Annotated in this window: 15 protein-coding genes; 6 read left to right on the top strand and 9 right to left on the bottom strand. The window is 70.9% G+C overall.

The features are described 5' to 3' along the window. Nucleotides 1–2: 2 nt before the first annotated feature. Together J7E87_RS07060 and J7E87_RS07055 are read right to left on the bottom strand one after the other, a co-directional pair. A complete protein-coding gene (locus tag J7E87_RS07060) occupies nucleotides 3–584 on the bottom strand; it encodes a (2Fe-2S)-binding protein (RefSeq protein WP_215091027.1) in 582 nt (193 codons plus the stop codon). Beyond that, a complete protein-coding gene (locus J7E87_RS07055) occupies nucleotides 575–1,474 on the bottom strand; it encodes a xanthine dehydrogenase family protein subunit M (RefSeq protein WP_215091025.1) in 900 nt (299 codons plus the stop codon). The genes J7E87_RS07060 and J7E87_RS07055 overlap by 10 nt, the downstream gene beginning before the upstream one ends. Nucleotides 1,475–1,753: 279 nt before the next feature. On the opposite strand from J7E87_RS07055, the gene J7E87_RS07050 reads away from it, so the two are divergent. Next, nucleotides 1,754–3,487, top strand: a complete 1,734-nt coding sequence (locus J7E87_RS07050) for a PucR family transcriptional regulator ligand-binding domain-containing protein (protein ID WP_215091023.1) — start codon at nucleotides 1,754–1,756, stop codon at nucleotides 3,485–3,487. A gap of 382 nt (nucleotides 3,488–3,869) precedes the next feature. Then, on the top strand, nucleotides 3,870–4,664 hold the full coding sequence (locus J7E87_RS07045; RefSeq protein ID WP_215091021.1) for a hypothetical protein: 795 nt from the start codon (nucleotides 3,870–3,872) through the stop codon (nucleotides 4,662–4,664). A gap of 15 nt (nucleotides 4,665–4,679) precedes the next feature. Here the strand turns inward: J7E87_RS07045 and J7E87_RS07040 are convergent, their stop codons facing one another. The 3 genes from J7E87_RS07040 to J7E87_RS07030 form a co-directional block, all read right to left on the bottom strand. Next, nucleotides 4,680–5,108: a pyridoxamine 5'-phosphate oxidase family protein gene (locus J7E87_RS07040; RefSeq protein WP_215091019.1), complete on the bottom strand. Its 429-nt coding sequence runs from the start codon at nucleotides 5,106–5,108 to the stop codon at nucleotides 4,680–4,682. Nucleotides 5,109–5,176: 68 nt separating this feature from the next. Beyond that, a complete protein-coding gene (locus tag J7E87_RS07035; RefSeq protein ID WP_215091017.1) occupies nucleotides 5,177–5,536 on the bottom strand; it encodes a hypothetical protein in 360 nt (119 codons plus the stop codon). Between the two features lie 45 nt (nucleotides 5,537–5,581). Continuing rightward, nucleotides 5,582–6,022: an ATP-binding protein gene (locus J7E87_RS07030; protein ID WP_251017027.1), complete on the bottom strand. Its 441-nt coding sequence runs from the start codon at nucleotides 6,020–6,022 to the stop codon at nucleotides 5,582–5,584. Between the two features lie 151 nt (nucleotides 6,023–6,173). Here J7E87_RS07030 and J7E87_RS07025 point away from each other — a divergent pair, with 151 nt between their 5' ends. After that, nucleotides 6,174–6,995: a helix-turn-helix transcriptional regulator gene (locus J7E87_RS07025; RefSeq protein WP_215091015.1), complete on the top strand. Its 822-nt coding sequence runs from the start codon at nucleotides 6,174–6,176 to the stop codon at nucleotides 6,993–6,995. Continuing rightward, a complete protein-coding gene (locus J7E87_RS07020; protein WP_215091013.1) occupies nucleotides 6,992–7,243 on the top strand; it encodes a DUF397 domain-containing protein in 252 nt (83 codons plus the stop codon). Before J7E87_RS07025 ends, J7E87_RS07020 begins: the two co-directional genes overlap by 4 nt. Nucleotides 7,244–7,275: 32 nt before the next feature. Here J7E87_RS07020 and J7E87_RS07015 read toward each other — a convergent pair whose 3' ends face one another. Together J7E87_RS07015 and J7E87_RS07010 are read right to left on the bottom strand one after the other, a co-directional pair. Further along, on the bottom strand, nucleotides 7,276–8,901 hold the full coding sequence (locus tag J7E87_RS07015; protein WP_215091012.1) for an alpha/beta hydrolase: 1,626 nt from the start codon (nucleotides 8,899–8,901) through the stop codon (nucleotides 7,276–7,278). A gap of 324 nt (nucleotides 8,902–9,225) precedes the next feature. Next, a complete protein-coding gene (locus J7E87_RS07010; protein WP_215091010.1) occupies nucleotides 9,226–10,041 on the bottom strand; it encodes a GntR family transcriptional regulator in 816 nt (271 codons plus the stop codon). Between the two features lie 150 nt (nucleotides 10,042–10,191). Between J7E87_RS07010 and J7E87_RS07005 the strand changes: the two genes are divergently transcribed. Together J7E87_RS07005 and J7E87_RS07000 are read left to right on the top strand one after the other, a co-directional pair. Then, the gene (locus tag J7E87_RS07005) at nucleotides 10,192–11,037 is read left to right on the top strand and encodes a (2Fe-2S)-binding protein (protein WP_215091008.1); all 846 of its coding nucleotides are present in this window, start codon (nucleotides 10,192–10,194) and stop codon (nucleotides 11,035–11,037) included. A 210-nt stretch (nucleotides 11,038–11,247) separates the two neighbouring features. Then, complete coding sequence (locus tag J7E87_RS07000; RefSeq protein WP_215091006.1) at nucleotides 11,248–12,318, top strand: DUF2637 domain-containing protein; 1,071 nt, start codon at nucleotides 11,248–11,250, stop codon at nucleotides 12,316–12,318. A gap of 61 nt (nucleotides 12,319–12,379) precedes the next feature. Here J7E87_RS07000 and J7E87_RS06995 read toward each other — a convergent pair whose 3' ends face one another. Further along, a complete protein-coding gene (locus J7E87_RS06995) occupies nucleotides 12,380–12,838 on the bottom strand; it encodes an ATP-binding protein (protein WP_215091004.1) in 459 nt (152 codons plus the stop codon). Between the two features lie 124 nt (nucleotides 12,839–12,962). Continuing rightward, nucleotides 12,963–14,705, bottom strand: a complete 1,743-nt coding sequence (locus J7E87_RS06990) for a pyruvate dehydrogenase (protein WP_215091002.1) — start codon at nucleotides 14,703–14,705, stop codon at nucleotides 12,963–12,965. Nucleotides 14,706–14,744 lie beyond the last annotated feature (39 nt).

Raw genomic sequence — 14,744 nt, 5'->3', positions numbered from 1 at the left:
CGTCAGACCGCCTCTTCCTGGCGGGCTGCCGCGAGGCGTACCGCGTCGAGAATCTTCTCGTAACCGGTGCAGCGGCAGAGGTTGCCGGAGAGCGCCTCGCGGATGTCCGCGTCGGACGGCTCGGCGTTGCGCTCGAGCAGCTCGTCGGCGGCGACCAGCAGACCGGGGGTGCAGAAACCGCACTGGACGGCGCCTGCGTCGATGAACGCCTGCTGGATCGGGGAGAGTTCGGCGCCCTCGCCCGTTTGCGAGTGCTGCGGCCCGGCCTCCCACTGCTGGGCGTCCTGGAGCGAAGTGCCGCAGGCACGGGTGGCGCAGCCATGCTCGGCGCGCTGCTTGGCGAAGTCCGCCAGGCCCTCTACGGTGACGACCTCGCGGCCCTCGACCTGACCCGCGGCGACGAGGCACGAGCAGACCGGCACGCCGTCCAGGCGGACCGTACAGGAGCCGCACTCGCCCTGCTCACAGGCGTTCTTGGAGCCCGGCAGGCCCATGCGCTCGCGCAGCACGTAGAGAAGGCTCTCGCCCTCCCACACGTCGTCGGCTTCCTGCTGACGACCGTTGACCGTGAAGTTCACGCGCACTGTGCGCCTCCCTTTGTGCCGTGGGCATTGCCCCGGTATGCCTCCCAGGTCCAGCCGAGCGTCCGGCGGGCCATGATGCCGACCGCGTGGCGGCGGTAGCTCGCGGTGCCGCGCACGTCGTCGATCGGGCTGCAGCCGCCGGAAGCGAGCTCGGCGAACTGCTTGGCGATCGACGGGGTGATGATCTCTTTGCTGTCCCAGAAGCCGCCCTCTTCGAGCGCGGCGTTCAAGAACTCCTCGGCCGCCTTCGCCCGGACCGGGGTCGGGGCGGCGGAACCGATGCCGGTGCGGACGGTGCGGGTCTCGGGGTGCAGGGCGAGACCGAAGGCGCAGACCGCGATGACCATCGCGTTGCGGGTGCCGACCTTGGAGAACTGCTGCGGCCCGTCGGCCTTCTTGATGTGCACGGCGCGGATCAGCTCGTCCGCGGCGAGCGCGTTGCGCTTCACGCCGGTGTAGAACTCGTCGATCGGGATGAGGCGGCTGCCGCGCACCGACGCGACCTCGACCTCGGCGCCGGCGGCGAGCAGCGCCGGGTGGGCGTCACCGGCCGGGGACGCGGTGCCGAGGTTGCCGCCGACGCCGCCGCGGTTGCGGATCTGCGGGGAGGCCACGGTGTGCGACGCCAGCGCCAGACCGGGCAGCTCGGCCCGGAGGTGCTCCATGATCTGGGTGTACGGCACGGAGGCGCCCAGGCGAACGCTCTCCTCGCCGACCTCCCACTCGCACAGCTCACCGATGCGGTTCAGGTCCAGGAGGTACTCGGGCCGGCGGTGGTCGAAGTTGATCTCGACCATCACATCGGTGCCGCCCGCGATGGGTACAGCGGTGGGGTGCTCGGCCTTGGCGGCGAGCGCCTCCTCCCAGCAGGCGGGGCGAAGGAAGTCCATGAGCGGCTCTCTTCTTCATCATCGGGGGTCGTTCGTCGCAAGCGGGCCCGGGACGGTTGGCCCTCGACTGGTTATTCATGTGCTGTTAACGCGGTGTGGCCCCAGTACACAAGCCGTGCCCCGCTCGGTGCAGTCACCGAAACCATGAAGGAGTTGGCTGGTCGCCTGTCTCGTCTTGTAGATTCGAACGAAAGGCGAGCCTCTGTAACCTCACCGTTTTCCCATGAAAACCGTGGCCAGGGGCCACCGGCAACAACGAGACAGATCGGCGGCGACGAGATGCGGCTGCGCGCACTTCTGGAAAACGATGCGCTGGGGCTGCGGCTACTCGGCGGCGAGGACGAACTCGACCGTGGCGTGCGTGGCGTGATGACGACCGACCTGCGGGATCCGAGCCGGTATCTCTCGGGCGGCGAACTGGTGCTGACCGGGCTCGCCTGGTGGCATACGGCCGCCGACTCCGAGCCGTTCGTCCGGATCCTGGCGACAGCCGGGGTGGCCGGTCTGGCGGCCGGCGAGGCGGAACTCGGGGACATTCCCGCCGATCTGGTCGAGGCGTGTTCGCGCCATCGACTACCTCTCTTTGCAGTCAATGAATCCGTTGCATTTGCGACGATCACTGAGTACGTCGTACGTCAGGTCTCGGGCGAGCGGGCCGATGATCTCGCGGCCGTCGTCGACAGACACAGGCGGCTGATGACGTCCGGACCGGCAGGCGGCGGACCCGAGGTCGTACTGGACCTCCTCGGCTCGGACCTGGACCTGAGGGCCTGGGTGCTCTCCCCCACCGGACGCCAGATCGCGGGGGCCGACAAGGCGCTGCCGCCCGCGGTGAGCGCCGCGCTGGCGGGCGAGCACCTGGCCGCCACCCGCATCGGCCGCCGCGCGCCGCACCGGGCGACGATCGGCGGAGCCACGTACTCCCTCTTCCCTATCCGGAACACCGGGCGCGGGGCCGCCGCCCCCGCCTCCAGGGACGTGCGCGAGAGTGTCCTGTCGGACTGGTTGCTGGCGGTCGAGGCCGACGCGGGCGACTGGCCCGCCGCCCGTCTTGACCTGCTGCAGGGCGTGACCCAGCTGATCGCCGTCGAACGGGACCGGCGCGAGGCGGCCCGTACGGTACGGCGCCGGCTCGCCCAGGAGGTGCTGGAACTGGTCCAGGCGGGCGCCGCGCCCGCCGAGATCGCGGCCCGTCTGCGGGTGACGGCGCCGGTGCTGCTGCCCGGCCTCGGGACCGCGCCCCACTGGCAGGTCGTGGTGGCCCGGGTCGACTGGGCTCAGGACGGCGCCGGGGACGCAGGCGCGGGGGTGGCGGCCGGCGGGGCGGCCACGGCGATCGAGCCCGGACCTGTCGCCCAGTCGCTGCTCGAGGAGATCCTGGTCGACCCGGCGGCACCCGGAGCGGACCCCACCGACCGGATCGCGGTCGCCCACACCGGCGACGAGGCCATCGCGCTGGTTCCGTTGCCCGCCGTCCCCGCCGACCCGGACGCGCCCGGCACCGGGTCCACGGAGGCCGGCCTGCACGCGGACGCGCTGCTGAACTCCGTGCGCGACCCGCTCTCGGCCGGCCTCGCCGACGACGGCAGGCTCACGCTGGGCGTCAGCGCCGCGGTCAGCTCGGCGGAGGGGCTGCGCGGCGCACTGGAGGAGGCCCGCCACGCCCGCCGCGTCGCGGCGGCCCGCCCGGGGCGGGTCTGCGCGGCGGGCCACCACGAACTGGCCTCGCACGTCCTGCTGCTCCCCTTCGTCCCGGACGACGTCCGCCGCGCCTTCACGGCCCGCCTGCTGGACCCCCTGCGCGACTACGACCGCCGCCACCGCGCGGAGCTGATCCCGACGCTGGAGGCGTTCCTCGACTGCGACGGGTCCTGGACGCGGTGCGCGACGCGGCTGCATCTGCATGTGAACACGCTGCGGTACAGAGTGGGCAGAATCGAGCAATTGACGGGCCGTGACCTCTCGCGGCTGGAGGACAAGCTCGACTTCTTCCTTGCGCTGCGGATGAGCTGAGGGCTATTCAGGGGGCTGGGATCGCGGGCGCGAGAGTTTTTGCAGGGGGCTGAGATCGCGGGCGCGGGAGTGCCGGGCGATCGTCGCCTCCCCCGGCGCACCGTTCGTCGCGGTCACCCGTGGCGGTCATGGCGAGATCCACTTGGTTGACGCCGATGCCGCGGCCCACGTCACGACACTGACAGTGCCCTCGCGACCGAACGACGAGGTCCGTCTCGCACTGATCTCCACCGGCGAAGGCCCCCGGCGACCCCATCGGCCGCCGAGCGATTGTGAATTCATTCACCTGACCCCTTGGCCAGGCATGCCCATCCATGCTGAGATGCGACAGACTCAACAGCTCAATGGCGTGCTAGGGGAGGGCAACGTGGCGCATACCGCCATGTCTGGTTCCGGAACCACTGCAGGTGACGATCCGCTCCAGATCGCGGTATGGCGGCTGCGCTCGCGCGGCTGTTGGACCGACGCTGCAGCCCTGCTCATCCCCCACATCGCGATCCCGGCGGCCGCGCTGGAGCGGGCCGGACTGCTCGTCGAGCGCTGTCTGTTCACCGGTGACGGCTGGGCCGAGGCGGAGGACGCGCTGCGTACGGCGGAGGCCGTGGCCCGGGACGACGAGGAGCGCGGCGGCGCGGCGTGCGAGCGCGGGCGGCTCGCGTACGCGGCGACCCTCCTCGGCGTACGCGACCGTGCGGACGAGGCCCGCTCAGCGCTCGGCCGGGCCGCGGCGCTGCTCGCCCCCACCTCACCCAGGCGCCCGCTGCTCGACTTCCGCCGGGGCCTGGTCGCCGAGCACATCGCGGACTCGCCCCAGGCCGCCCGCGCCGCGTACCAGCGCGCCCATGCGGGGGCCACCGCGCAGGGTGACACCCTGCTGCTCTCCTTCACCTGGCACCATCAGGCCGGACTCGCCCTGCGGGACGGGGAGTTGACGCAGGCGCGGCACGGCTTCACGGAGTCGCTGCGGATCCGCGAGGAGCTCGGCTATCTGATCGGCACGGCGCCGGCGCTGGCAGCGCTCGCCGACTGCGAGCCGGAGCCGGAGGCGGGCAGGCTGCGGGCGGAGGCGGGCCGGCTGTTCCGCCTGCTGGGCGGCGTACCGGTGTGGCTGGCGGAGCAACTGCCCCCGACGGCGCCGGTCCGGTCCTCGCCTCCGCAGCCCGAGCCCGCGGCATGACCGGAGGCGGGCCGCTCACAACTCGCCGAGGTCCGAGCTGAGCCAGTGCTGGGGCCGCATGCGGATGACCACGTTCTCGCCTTGAGCCTTCCAGGCGAAGTCGACGTAGGTCTCGACCTTTTCGGCGGGGAGGTAGCGGGCCGCGAGCTCCACGAGCTGTTCGCGGGTGGCCGGGACGGTCTCGATGACGGGCCCTTCGACGGAGACGTACCGGACGGTGGGCGTGATGCGGTCGACCATCAGGCTGAACCGTCCGGCCCGGCCGATCAGCGTGGCTTTGCGGGAGTCACGCCCCGTCATGACCCAGACGTCGCCGCCGGGCGCGTACTGGTACCAGATGGGCACGGTGAGCGGAGCCCGCCCCTCCTCGCCCGCGTCCACAGCCAGCGCGGCGATGTGCGGCTCGCCCAGAAACTGCTCACGCTCTTCACGGGTCAAGGCCACGGATGACTCCTTCGTACGGATGGGGGGGCGCTCCCGGACGGAAGCCGCCTCCTCCCCAGCTTGCCCTTCTAGCCGACCAGCCAGGAGAGCGACATGGCCGGATTCATCAGGACCAGTACGACCCCGACGACCACGAGCACCCAGAAGGCACCCCAACCCCTGCGCCGCCGCGCCTGCCGCCGCCGGGACGGCCACGCCCGCCACGCGTCGGGTTCCGCCCGCACCGGGCTCCTGCGCCTGCCCCAGCCCCGCACCTTGCCATACCGCCGCGCGGCCTCCTCGTCCTCGCGCCGCAGCCGCTCGGTCACCATCCGCGCCCGCGCGGACGGCTCCTTGGGAGCGGCGAGCCGGGCCGGGCCTTCGCTCTCGCGCTGGAACTCCTCCCACGCCTCGTCGGGTATGGACGACTCGGGCAACTCCGCGGACATGAATGACCCCCCACTCAATGGACACAATCCAGCTCTGGCCAAAGGTTAGCGGCGAGTTCGGCGCGGCAGCGTGAGCTCCGCTCGTACGGTCTTCCCGACGGGTACGCGATCGTGCACGCTCCACCGCTCGGCGAGCGCCGCGACCAGGCGGAGCCCGCGCCCCGACTCCCCGTCGGGCAGCACCTCCTTCGGACGTTTCTCGGTACGGGCGTCGGACACCTCGATCCGCAGGGTGTCGGCCGAGAGCGTGAGCCGCAGCTCGAAGTCCCGTCCGGGGACGCGCCCGTGGGTCACGGCGTTCGCGGCGAGCTCGGCGACGATGACGGCGGCGGCGTCGGAGGGGTCGGTGTCGTACGGAATCCCCCAGTCGTCGAGCCGATGCAGTGCGAGGTGCCGGGCGAGGCGTGCGCCGAGCCGAGTGGAGCTGAATCGCTGCGCGAACATACGTACGGTGACGGGGCTTTGGGGCTGGGTGTCGACTGGCATGACCCCACCGTGGCGGCCTCACGCACGCGATGACCAGGCGTGGAACTCGTACGCTGAGTCGGCGTACGAGTGCGGGGTGTGGACAGTACGCGTAACGGACCGTGACGATAGGCCAGTTGGGCGGCGTTGGGCACAGCGGAGGTGGCGAGTCATGACGGGCAACAGCGAACCGGAGTCGTCGGACAGTCTCAGGGCATTCGGCGAGGTCCTCAAGGCCTTCCGCAAACGGGCCGACCTCACTCAGGACGAGTTGGCACCGCGTGTGCGCTACTCCCCGTCCTTCGTCGCATCCGTGGAGCAGGGGCGCAGGCTGCCGCCGAAGGATTTCGTCGACCGCGCGGAGGAGGCTCTGGACGCGTTCGGCGCGTTACGGGGTGCTGCGCGGCACGTGTCGCGGCAGCCGGGCCTGGCGTCCTGGTTCCGCCAGTGGGCGAGGCTGGAGGAGACGGCGCTGACGCTGTGCACGTACGAATGCCGGGTGGTGCCGGGGCTGTTGCAGCCGGAGGCGTATGCCCGCGCGGTGACGCTGAGCGTGCCCCCGCCGCCGTCCGATGAGGAGGTCGGGCAACGCGTCTCGGCCCGCTTGGCTCGCCAGCAACTCCTCACCCGTACGCCGCCGATCGCGCTCAGCTTCATCGTCGAGCAGGCCGTACTGGAACGCCGTACGGGAGGCGACGACGTCACCCAGGAGCTGCTCGAGCAGCTGATTGCGCAGGGCTCGCGCTGGAACCTCGAGATCCAGATCATGCCGCTCCAGGTGACGGACCACGCGGGCCTGGACGGTCCACTGCGGCTTCTGGAGACGCCGGATCACCAGTGGCTCGGCTACTCCGAGGGACAGAAGACCGGCCAGTTGATCTCCGGCCCGAAAGAGGTCAGCGTGCTCCAGCAGCGCTATGCGAAACTGCGTTCGCAGGCTCTCACCCCAGCGGACTCCGTCAGTCTGCTGAAGCGAATGCGAGGAGCGCTATGACCGACAGCACCGCCGAACTGTCCTGGTTCAAGAGCAGCTACAGCGGCTCCGAGGGCGACGACTGCGTCGAAGTCGCCCTTTCCTGGCGCAAGTCCAGCCACAGCGGCTCCGAGGGCGACAGTTGCGTCGAGATCGCCGCCTGCCCCGGCACGGTCCACGTCCGCGACTCCAAGGACACCGCCGGCCCTCAGCTCGCCCTCTCCCCCACCGCCTGGACCGCGTTCCTCACCCACACCGCCCGAGCCTGAGCCCTGACCTCAGGCGGTGAGCTCAGCCGGACTCAGGAGGCGATGTCGGCCATCGCGCCGCCGCCGCTGTCGATGCCGCCCTGTGGCTTCGGTGCGGGGAAGGGGGGCGTGTCCTGTTGGCACGTTGCTCCGGCCGGCGGGAGTTTGCCGTCGATGAAGTAGCGGCTCTCGTATTCCTTGACGCAGCTGCTGGGGTTGGTCAGTGCGGTGTGCCCGTACCCGTTGTGGGTGAGCAGGCGGGCGTTGGCCAGTTCTTTGGCCATGGCCTGCGAGCCCGAGTAGGGGGTGGCGGGGTCGTAGGTGGTGCCGACCAGCAGGACGGGGTGCGCCGTCGGCTTGTTCCAAGGGCCGCGATAGCTGTTGGCCACCGTGGCCGGCCAGTCGGCACACCCCTCGGAGGCCCAGGCCCAGAAGCGTCCGGCGTCGCCCGCACGGGTCGCGCTGGCCTCCTCCATGGCGTGGTAGGCAGCGGGATCACGCGGATTGGGGCTGTCGCTGCAGAACACCGCAGCGGCCTGTTCTTCGCCCAGGTACGGATTCGGATTCGGGACCGGTGGTGCGGGTGGGAGTGGGGACGGCTCCGGGGCGCGGCCCTGCCACAGGTTCTGCAGCCTGCCGGCGAGATCCGTCCAGCCGGGGTGGACTGAGTAGAGGCTGTTCACGAGGTCACCGACCGTACGGCCATAGGTCCATGGGCCCACGGGATGCTCCCGGAGGCGCCGCATCAGCTGGTCGAACTTGTCCCGGGTCGCTTTCGGGCTGCCGGCAGAGAAGGCGCAGCGGGCGGTGGTGGTGGACCCGCACAGGGCGAGGAACTTGTCCAGGACTGCTGCCGCGCCGCGGTCCGTGCCCATGCGCAGGAATGTCGGGAGCCGGGGGTCGTCGTCGGAGGCGTGGGTCCAGGCCTGCGGGTCGACGTTGCTGTCGAGGGCCATGGCTCGGACCTTGCCGGGGAAGAGGTTGGCGTAGGTGGCGCCCAGGAACGTGCCGTAGGAGGTCCCGAGGTAGGTGAGTTGTTCGTCGCCCACCGCCTGGCGGAGCTGGTCGAGGTCGCGCGCGGTGTCGGCGGTCGACACATGGCGAAGGAGCTCGGGGTCACGCTGCTGACAGCGCCTGGCCAGATCCTTGTACGCGGCGATGTAGGCCGTCCGCTCCTGTTCGCCCACCGGGAAGCCTGCCGGTTTGCTCGCAACCCAGGCGTTGGCTTCTTCGCGATTCTCGAAGCAGTTCACCGCGGTGCTGCTGCCGACCCCGCGGGGGTCCCAGCTGACGATGTCGAACCGCTCCCGTACCTCTCGTGGGAAGGCCTCGTAATTCTGTGGCATCTGCACCGTTCCGGGCCCGCCGGGGCCGCCGGGGTTGAAGAACAGGGTGCCGATGCGCCGTCCGGGGCCGGTTGCCTTCCGTTTGACGACTGCCAGCTCGATGGTGCGACCACCGGGGTTGCGGTAGTCCAGCGGTACCTTCGCGGTCGCGCAGTCGAACGGACTGCCCTTGACGCAGGGTTTCCAGTCCAGCTGCGGGGCGGGCACCGAAGGTGACGGCGCGCCACCAGCCGGAGCGAGATCCGGCCCCGCGAATATCGTCGAGCAGATCACCGCCGGGGCGAGGGCCGCCGCATAACGCCGGCGGCCCGCTATGGATCCGGGTATGTGCATGCTCCGTCCTTCCTCCTTCACGGCTGAGCGCCCGATGCCACCAATGGCGCCGGACGTCGGCACGCATCCGGATCAACAGCACCGCGGCCCGACACGGCGCGCAATCCAACCGCGGCCGAATGTGCCGAGCTTCTCGAGGGCGCGTACATCGTCGGCCGAGACCGGCATCGGGTGGACGGTGCCCATGGTTCGGGTGGCCGCGGCCGGAGGCGCTCGGGGGGTGAGGCCCGGATCGCCGCGAGGCGCTCGGGGGTGAGGCCCGCACGCACGCCGGTCAGCTCAAGGCGACGTCACGGTCGTGCGGGGCGCACCTGACCTTGACCGTCAGGCCGCCGCGCCCGTGAAGTGCTCCCGCACCAGCGACTGCACCACTTTCAGATCCTGCGCGACCAGCGCCTCCAACAGTGCCATGTGTTCCGCCGCGTCCGCCACCAGGTCCGCCCGGCGCATGACCGGGGCGCTCGTCAGGGGCCATTGGGAGCGGCGGTGGAGGTCGTCGGCGACCATGACCAGTTGGTGGTTGCCGGACAGCGCGAGCACCGCGCGGTGGAAGGCGCGGTCCGTTTCGGCGTAGGCGGCGCGGTCGCCGGTGGCCGCAACCGCTGCCGTTGCCTCGGCCAGGGGATGCAGGGCCGTCCAGCGGGCGGCCGGGACCGTGCGGGCCAGCCGGAGCATGACCGGGACCTCGAGCAGGGAGCGGACTTCCGCGAGGTCGGCCAGTTCGCGGGCGCTGCGTACCGTGACGCGGAAGCCGCGGTTGGGGACGACCTCGATCGCGCCCTCGGTCGCCAGTTGCTGCATCGCCTCGCGTACGGGGGTCGCCGAGACGCCGAAGCGTTCACCGAGGACGGGCGCGGAGTAGACCTCGCCGGGGATCAGCTCTCCGTCGACCAGGGCTGCGCGCAGGGCTTCGAGGATCTGGCCGCGGACCGAGTGGCGCTGGACCGTGCGGGGCGCGGTGCCCGGGGCCGGGGGCTCGCTGTGGGTGTGCTCGCCCCTCGCACCCTCCACCACGCGTTCCTGTGCCGGAATGCGTGGCTGAGCGGAGCCCGGGCGGGCGGGCGGGCCGGCCTGTTCGGGGACGCGGGCGGACGCATGCGGCTGCGGCAGCGCGGCATCGCGCGCTCGGGCCTGCTCCACTCGGGTCCTCCTCCGGCCTGGTGCCGGGCCCGGCTCGCGTGCGCAGGGCCCCTGTGCACCATAGGCGGACGGGGCTGCAGTTCAAACATCGAATACGTCGGGTAAGGTAAGGCTAACCTGCCAACGATCGCGATTCGGTGGTCCCCCAGCATGACCGTTCCCGCAGTGCTGCCCGCCCTTGCCTCGCCCGTCAGCGACGCGTACGCGCGCCTGGCCGAGGTCTTCCCCGGGCTGCGGATAGCGGAACTCACAGCAGGCGAGCGGCTCCCGTCCGGCCCGGGCTGGGTGGGCGCGGCCGAGCTCGCGGTCGGAGGACCGGCCCTCGACGCCTTTCTCGCCTGGGACGACGCTCAGGTCCTGCGGGACTACGGACAGCAGGCCCGGCCCGACGTGATCGCCAGCTTCGGACTGCACCGGTACGCATGGCCCGCCTGTCTGCTGATCACGGCCCCCTGGTTTCTGCACCGCCGGGTGGTGCGCGCGCCCGTCGAGGACGTCGCCTTCCACCGCGCGCTGGGGCGGATGGCGATCCGGGTGAGGGAGTTCGCCTGCCTGCCGGACGACCCCGCAGCCCAGCTGCCCGGCGCCCGTGTCGTACCGGACGAGGAGGCGCTGCGCGCCGAGGTCCGCTCCGCCGTCGCCGAGCACATCGGGCCCGTCCTGGACGGCTTCGGGCCGCGGATGCGCCGCGGCAGGCGCGCACTGTGGGGCATGGCGACCGACGAGATCGTCGAAGGCCTCTGGTACGTCGCGCATCTGCTCGGCGAGGAGCAGCGGGCGCCCGCGGAGCTCGAGCAGCTGCTGCCGGGCGCCACCGAGCCGTACGTCGGCACCGCCGGCTTCCGTGAGCTGGCCGGGCCGGCCGGCGAGCCGCTGCCGACCCGCGACCGGGCGAGCTGCTGCCTCTTCTACACGCTGCGGCCCGACGACACCTGTGTCACCTGTCCGCGCACGTGCGACGCAGACCGCGTGAGCAAGCTGCGGCCGAACGTCTGATCCCCCGCTGGCCCGTCGGCACGCCGTCCGACCGGGTGACTTAATCGAACCAACTCTTCTTATCCATACGGCAGTTCGAGCGAAACGCACCTATCCGTATGCGATGTGGCCCCGTTGGCGTTCTATTGCCACGAAACCCCCTTGGGGGCGCCGGGAGTTCGGCCACTATGGCGGCCGAAACGCCCTACCGCGACACAAGGGACACCGCCCATGAGACTGACCGACATATCACTGAACTGGTTGCTTCCCGGCGGCGTGATGCTCGTTGGAGTCCTGGTGGCGGTGGCGGTGGTCGCGCGCGGCAAGCGCGCCGGTGACAAGGCCGCGGCCGAGGATTCCTGGGAGCGCAGCGAGGAACGCCGAAGGCGCAAGGAGGCGATCTACGGCACGGCCTCCTACGCGCTCCTGTTCTGCTGCGCGGCGGTCGCCGCCGCGCTCTCCTTCCACGGCCTGGTCGGCTTCGGCCGGGAGAATCTCAGCCTCGGCGGAGGCTGGGAGTATCTGGTCCCCTTCGGCCTCGACGGCGCGGCCATGTTCTGCTCGGTGCTCGCGGTGCGCGAGGCCAGCCATGGCGACGCGGCACTCGGCTCACGGCTCCTGGTGTGGGCCTTCGCGGGCGCGGCCGCCTGGTTCAACTGGGTCCATGCGCCACGGGGGTTGAGCCACGCGGGCGCCCCGCAGTTCTTCGCCGGCATGTCGCTGTCGGCCGCGGTGCTGTTCGACCGCGCGCTGAAGCAGACCCGCAGGGCCGCGCTGCGCGAGCAGGGCCTGGTACCCCGCCCGCTGCCGCAGATCCGGATCGTACGGTGGCTGAGGGCGCCCCGGGAGACCTTCGGCGCCTGGTCGCTGATGCTGCTCGAAGGCGTACGCACTCTGGACGAGGCGGTCGACGAGGTTCGCGAGGACCGCCGGGAGAAGCAGCGGAACCGGCTGCGCAGGCGGGACAGGGAGAAGATGGAGCGGGCGCAGATAAGGGCGCTGAACCGGCAGCACCGGGCCTGGGGCCGCGGTCACGGCGACCGCCGGGCGGAGCTTCCCGCCCTCAACTCCACGGCGGGATCCACGCAGGCCGTCACCGGCGTCGGGTCCGCCGCGGAGCCTGCCATAGCCGAGCCGGGGCAACTGCCGCTTCCTTCCCGGCCCTCCCTCCAGGCGGTGAAGGCGGCCGGCGTCGCTGAGCCGCGCACGGTCGACCTCACGGCCGAGGACGACACCATGACCCTGCCGCGTCTCGACTCCCTGGAGCAGAAACTCAAGGATCTCGAGCGGCAATTCGGGTGAGAGCCGGGAGTCTCCGGTGCACAGTCGCACGAGGGCCGGTCCGCGGCTGTCCGGCCGACGGTCAGGCCGGCCTTTCGTGCAGCTCGAACCAGACCACCTTGCCCACGCCGTGGGTGCGGACGCCCCAGGCGTCCGCGAGGCTCTGCACCAGGAGGAGCCCCCTGCCGTGGGTGTCGAGGTGCGCTGCCCGCGCAGGCGGCACCGGCAGTCCGGCCATGAAGTCCCGTACCTCCACGCGGAGTGTGGAGGCGTCGACGCCGGCCGTGACCACCGCGCCGTGATCGGTGTGCACCAGCGCATTGGTCACCAGCTCGCCGGTGAGCAGCTCGGCCGCCTCCACCGTGTCCTTCGTTCCCCAGTCGCGCAGCAACTCCCGCAGTGCACGCCGTACTTCAGGAACGGCGGTGAGATCCGCGCAGCCCAATCGGCGGAGCAGCCGACGGCCCGGGTCTCCCCCTGCCCCGGGTTCCCGGCCGTGCCCGCTCGCGGCAGGCCCTGCCCCTCCCTGACGCCCAGTCATCATCCCCACCCGCACGTCGGACAGCCTCTCTCCGGAACGACCCCTTGTGTGGAACGCGTTCACGGAAATGCATGCCCCACGCGAAGAGCGCCACTCATCGCGTCCTCGAGCGACGACGACGGCGTCAGGGCCTCGGTACGTTCCGCAGGTTGGAGCGGGCCATCTGGACCATCCGGCCCACGCCCCCGTCAAGCACCATCTTGCTGGCGGAGAGCGCGAAGCCCGTCACCATCTCCGCGCTGATCTTCGGCGGGATGGAGAGCGCGTTCGGGTCGGTGACCACATCCACCAGGGCGGGTCCCTTGTGCCGGAAGGCGTCCTTGAGCGCGCCCGCGAGCTGCTTGGGCTTCTCGACCCGTACGCCGTACGCCCCGGCCGCCCGCGCGACCGCCGCGAAATCCGGGTTGCGGTTGGCGGTTCCGTACGACGGGAGTCCCGAGACCAGCATCTCCAACTCCACCATTCCCAGCGAGGAGTTGTTGAACAGGACGATCTTCACGGGCAGGTCGTACTGAATGAGGGTGAGGAAGTCACCCATCAGCATGGTGAAGCCGCCGTCGCCCGACATGGAGACGACCTGCCGGTTCCGGTCGATGAACTGGGCGCCGATGGCCTGCGGCAGGGCGTTGGCCATCGAGCCGTGGCTGAACGAGCCGATGATCCGGCGGCGGCCGTTGGGCGAGAGGTAGCGGGCCGCCCACACATTGCACATACCCGTGTCGACCGTGAACACCGCGTCTTCGTCGGCGAGTTCGTCCAATACGGACGCGACGTACTCGGGGTGGATCGGGACATGCTTCTCCACCTTGCGGGTGTACGCCTTGATCACACCCTCGAGCGCGTCGGCGTGCTTCTTCAGCATCCTGTCGAGGAACCCACGGTCCGACTTCGCCCGCACGCGCGGGGTGACACAGCGCAGTGTCTCGCGTACGTCGCCCCAGACGGCCAGATCCAACTTGGAGCGGCGGCCCAGGTGTTCGGGCCTGACGTCGACCTGAGCGATCTTGACGTCGTCGGGGAGGAAGGCGTTGTAGGGAAAGTCCGTGCCGAGGAGGATCAGCAGGTCGCACTCGTGCGTGGCTTCATAGGCCGCGCCATAGCCGAGCAGGCCGCTCATGCCGACGTCGTAGGGGTTCTCGTACTGAATCCACTCCTTTCCGCGCAGCGCGTGCCCGACCGGCGACTTGATGCGCTCGGCGAACTCCATCACCTCGGCGTGCGCGCCCGCCGTGCCGCTGCCGCAGAAGAGCGTGACCCGGTCCGCGTCGTCGATCATCCTGACCAGCTTGTCGATCTCCCCGTCCCCCGGCCGCACGGTGGGACGAGACGTGACCAGGGCGTGCTCGATCGACTTCTCCGGGGCGGCCTGCGAGGCGATGTCGCCGGGGAGCGAGACGACGCTGACGCCGCCGCGGCCGATCGCGTTCTGGATCGCGGTCTGCAGGAGGCGGGGCATCTGCTTCGGGTTGGAGATCAGCTCGCTGTAGTGGCTGCACTCGCGGAACAGCTGGTCGGGGTGGGTCTCCTGGAAGTAGCCGAGACCGATCTCGCTGGAGGGGATGTGCGAGGCGAGGGCGAGCACGGGGGCCATGGAGCGGTGGGCGTCGTACAGCCCGTTGATGAGGTGGAGATTGCCCGGGCCGCAGGAACCGGCGCAGGCCGCGAGCTTCCCGGTGATCTGGGCCTCGGCGCCGGCCGCGAAGGCGGCGACCTCCTCGTGCCGGACCTGGACCCAGTCGATGGCGGAATTGCGACGAATGGCGTCGACGACCGGGTTGAGGCTGTCGCCGACGACTCCGTACAGCCGCTGGACGCCGGCACGGACGAGGATGTCGACGAACTGCTCCGCCACATTCTGCTTGGCCATGGGATGCGTACCCTTTCTCGGCTGGGGGCATGAACATCC

The sequence above is a fragment of the Streptomyces sp. ISL-1 genome (assembly GCF_018614585.1).
Lineage (GTDB): Bacteria > Actinomycetota > Actinomycetes > Streptomycetales > Streptomycetaceae > Streptomyces > Streptomyces maoxianensis.
The sequence above is the reverse complement of the archived record's forward strand: the minus strand, read 5'-3'. Positions and strand labels throughout refer to the sequence as shown.

What these genes read in the sequence shown, in the direction of transcription:
- J7E87_RS07035 (WP_215091017.1), bottom strand. Translation starts at nt 5,536, where the DNA reads ATGTCCGCGGAGTTGCCCGAGTCGTCCATACCCGACGAGGCGTGGGAG.
- J7E87_RS06995 (WP_215091004.1), bottom strand. Translation starts at nt 12,838, where the DNA reads ATGACTGGGCGTCAGGGAGGGGCAGGGCCTGCCGCGAGCGGGCACGGC.
- J7E87_RS07030 (WP_251017027.1), bottom strand. Translation starts at nt 6,022, where the DNA reads ATGCCAGTCGACACCCAGCCCCAAAGCCCCGTCACCGTACGTATGTTC.
- J7E87_RS07050 (WP_215091023.1), top strand. Translation starts at nt 1,754, where the DNA reads ATGCGGCTGCGCGCACTTCTGGAAAACGATGCGCTGGGGCTGCGGCTA.
- J7E87_RS07015 (WP_215091012.1), bottom strand. Translation starts at nt 8,901, where the DNA reads ATGCACATACCCGGATCCATAGCGGGCCGCCGGCGTTATGCGGCGGCC.
- J7E87_RS07025 (WP_215091015.1), top strand. Translation starts at nt 6,174, where the DNA reads ATGACGGGCAACAGCGAACCGGAGTCGTCGGACAGTCTCAGGGCATTC.
- J7E87_RS07020 (WP_215091013.1), top strand. Translation starts at nt 6,992, where the DNA reads ATGACCGACAGCACCGCCGAACTGTCCTGGTTCAAGAGCAGCTACAGC.
- J7E87_RS06990 (WP_215091002.1), bottom strand. Translation starts at nt 14,705, where the DNA reads ATGGCCAAGCAGAATGTGGCGGAGCAGTTCGTCGACATCCTCGTCCGT.
- J7E87_RS07000 (WP_215091006.1), top strand. Translation starts at nt 11,248, where the DNA reads ATGAGACTGACCGACATATCACTGAACTGGTTGCTTCCCGGCGGCGTG.
- J7E87_RS07045 (WP_215091021.1), top strand. Translation starts at nt 3,870, where the DNA reads ATGTCTGGTTCCGGAACCACTGCAGGTGACGATCCGCTCCAGATCGCG.
- J7E87_RS07005 (WP_215091008.1), top strand. Translation starts at nt 10,192, where the DNA reads ATGACCGTTCCCGCAGTGCTGCCCGCCCTTGCCTCGCCCGTCAGCGAC.
- J7E87_RS07055 (WP_215091025.1), bottom strand. Translation starts at nt 1,474, where the DNA reads ATGGACTTCCTTCGCCCCGCCTGCTGGGAGGAGGCGCTCGCCGCCAAG.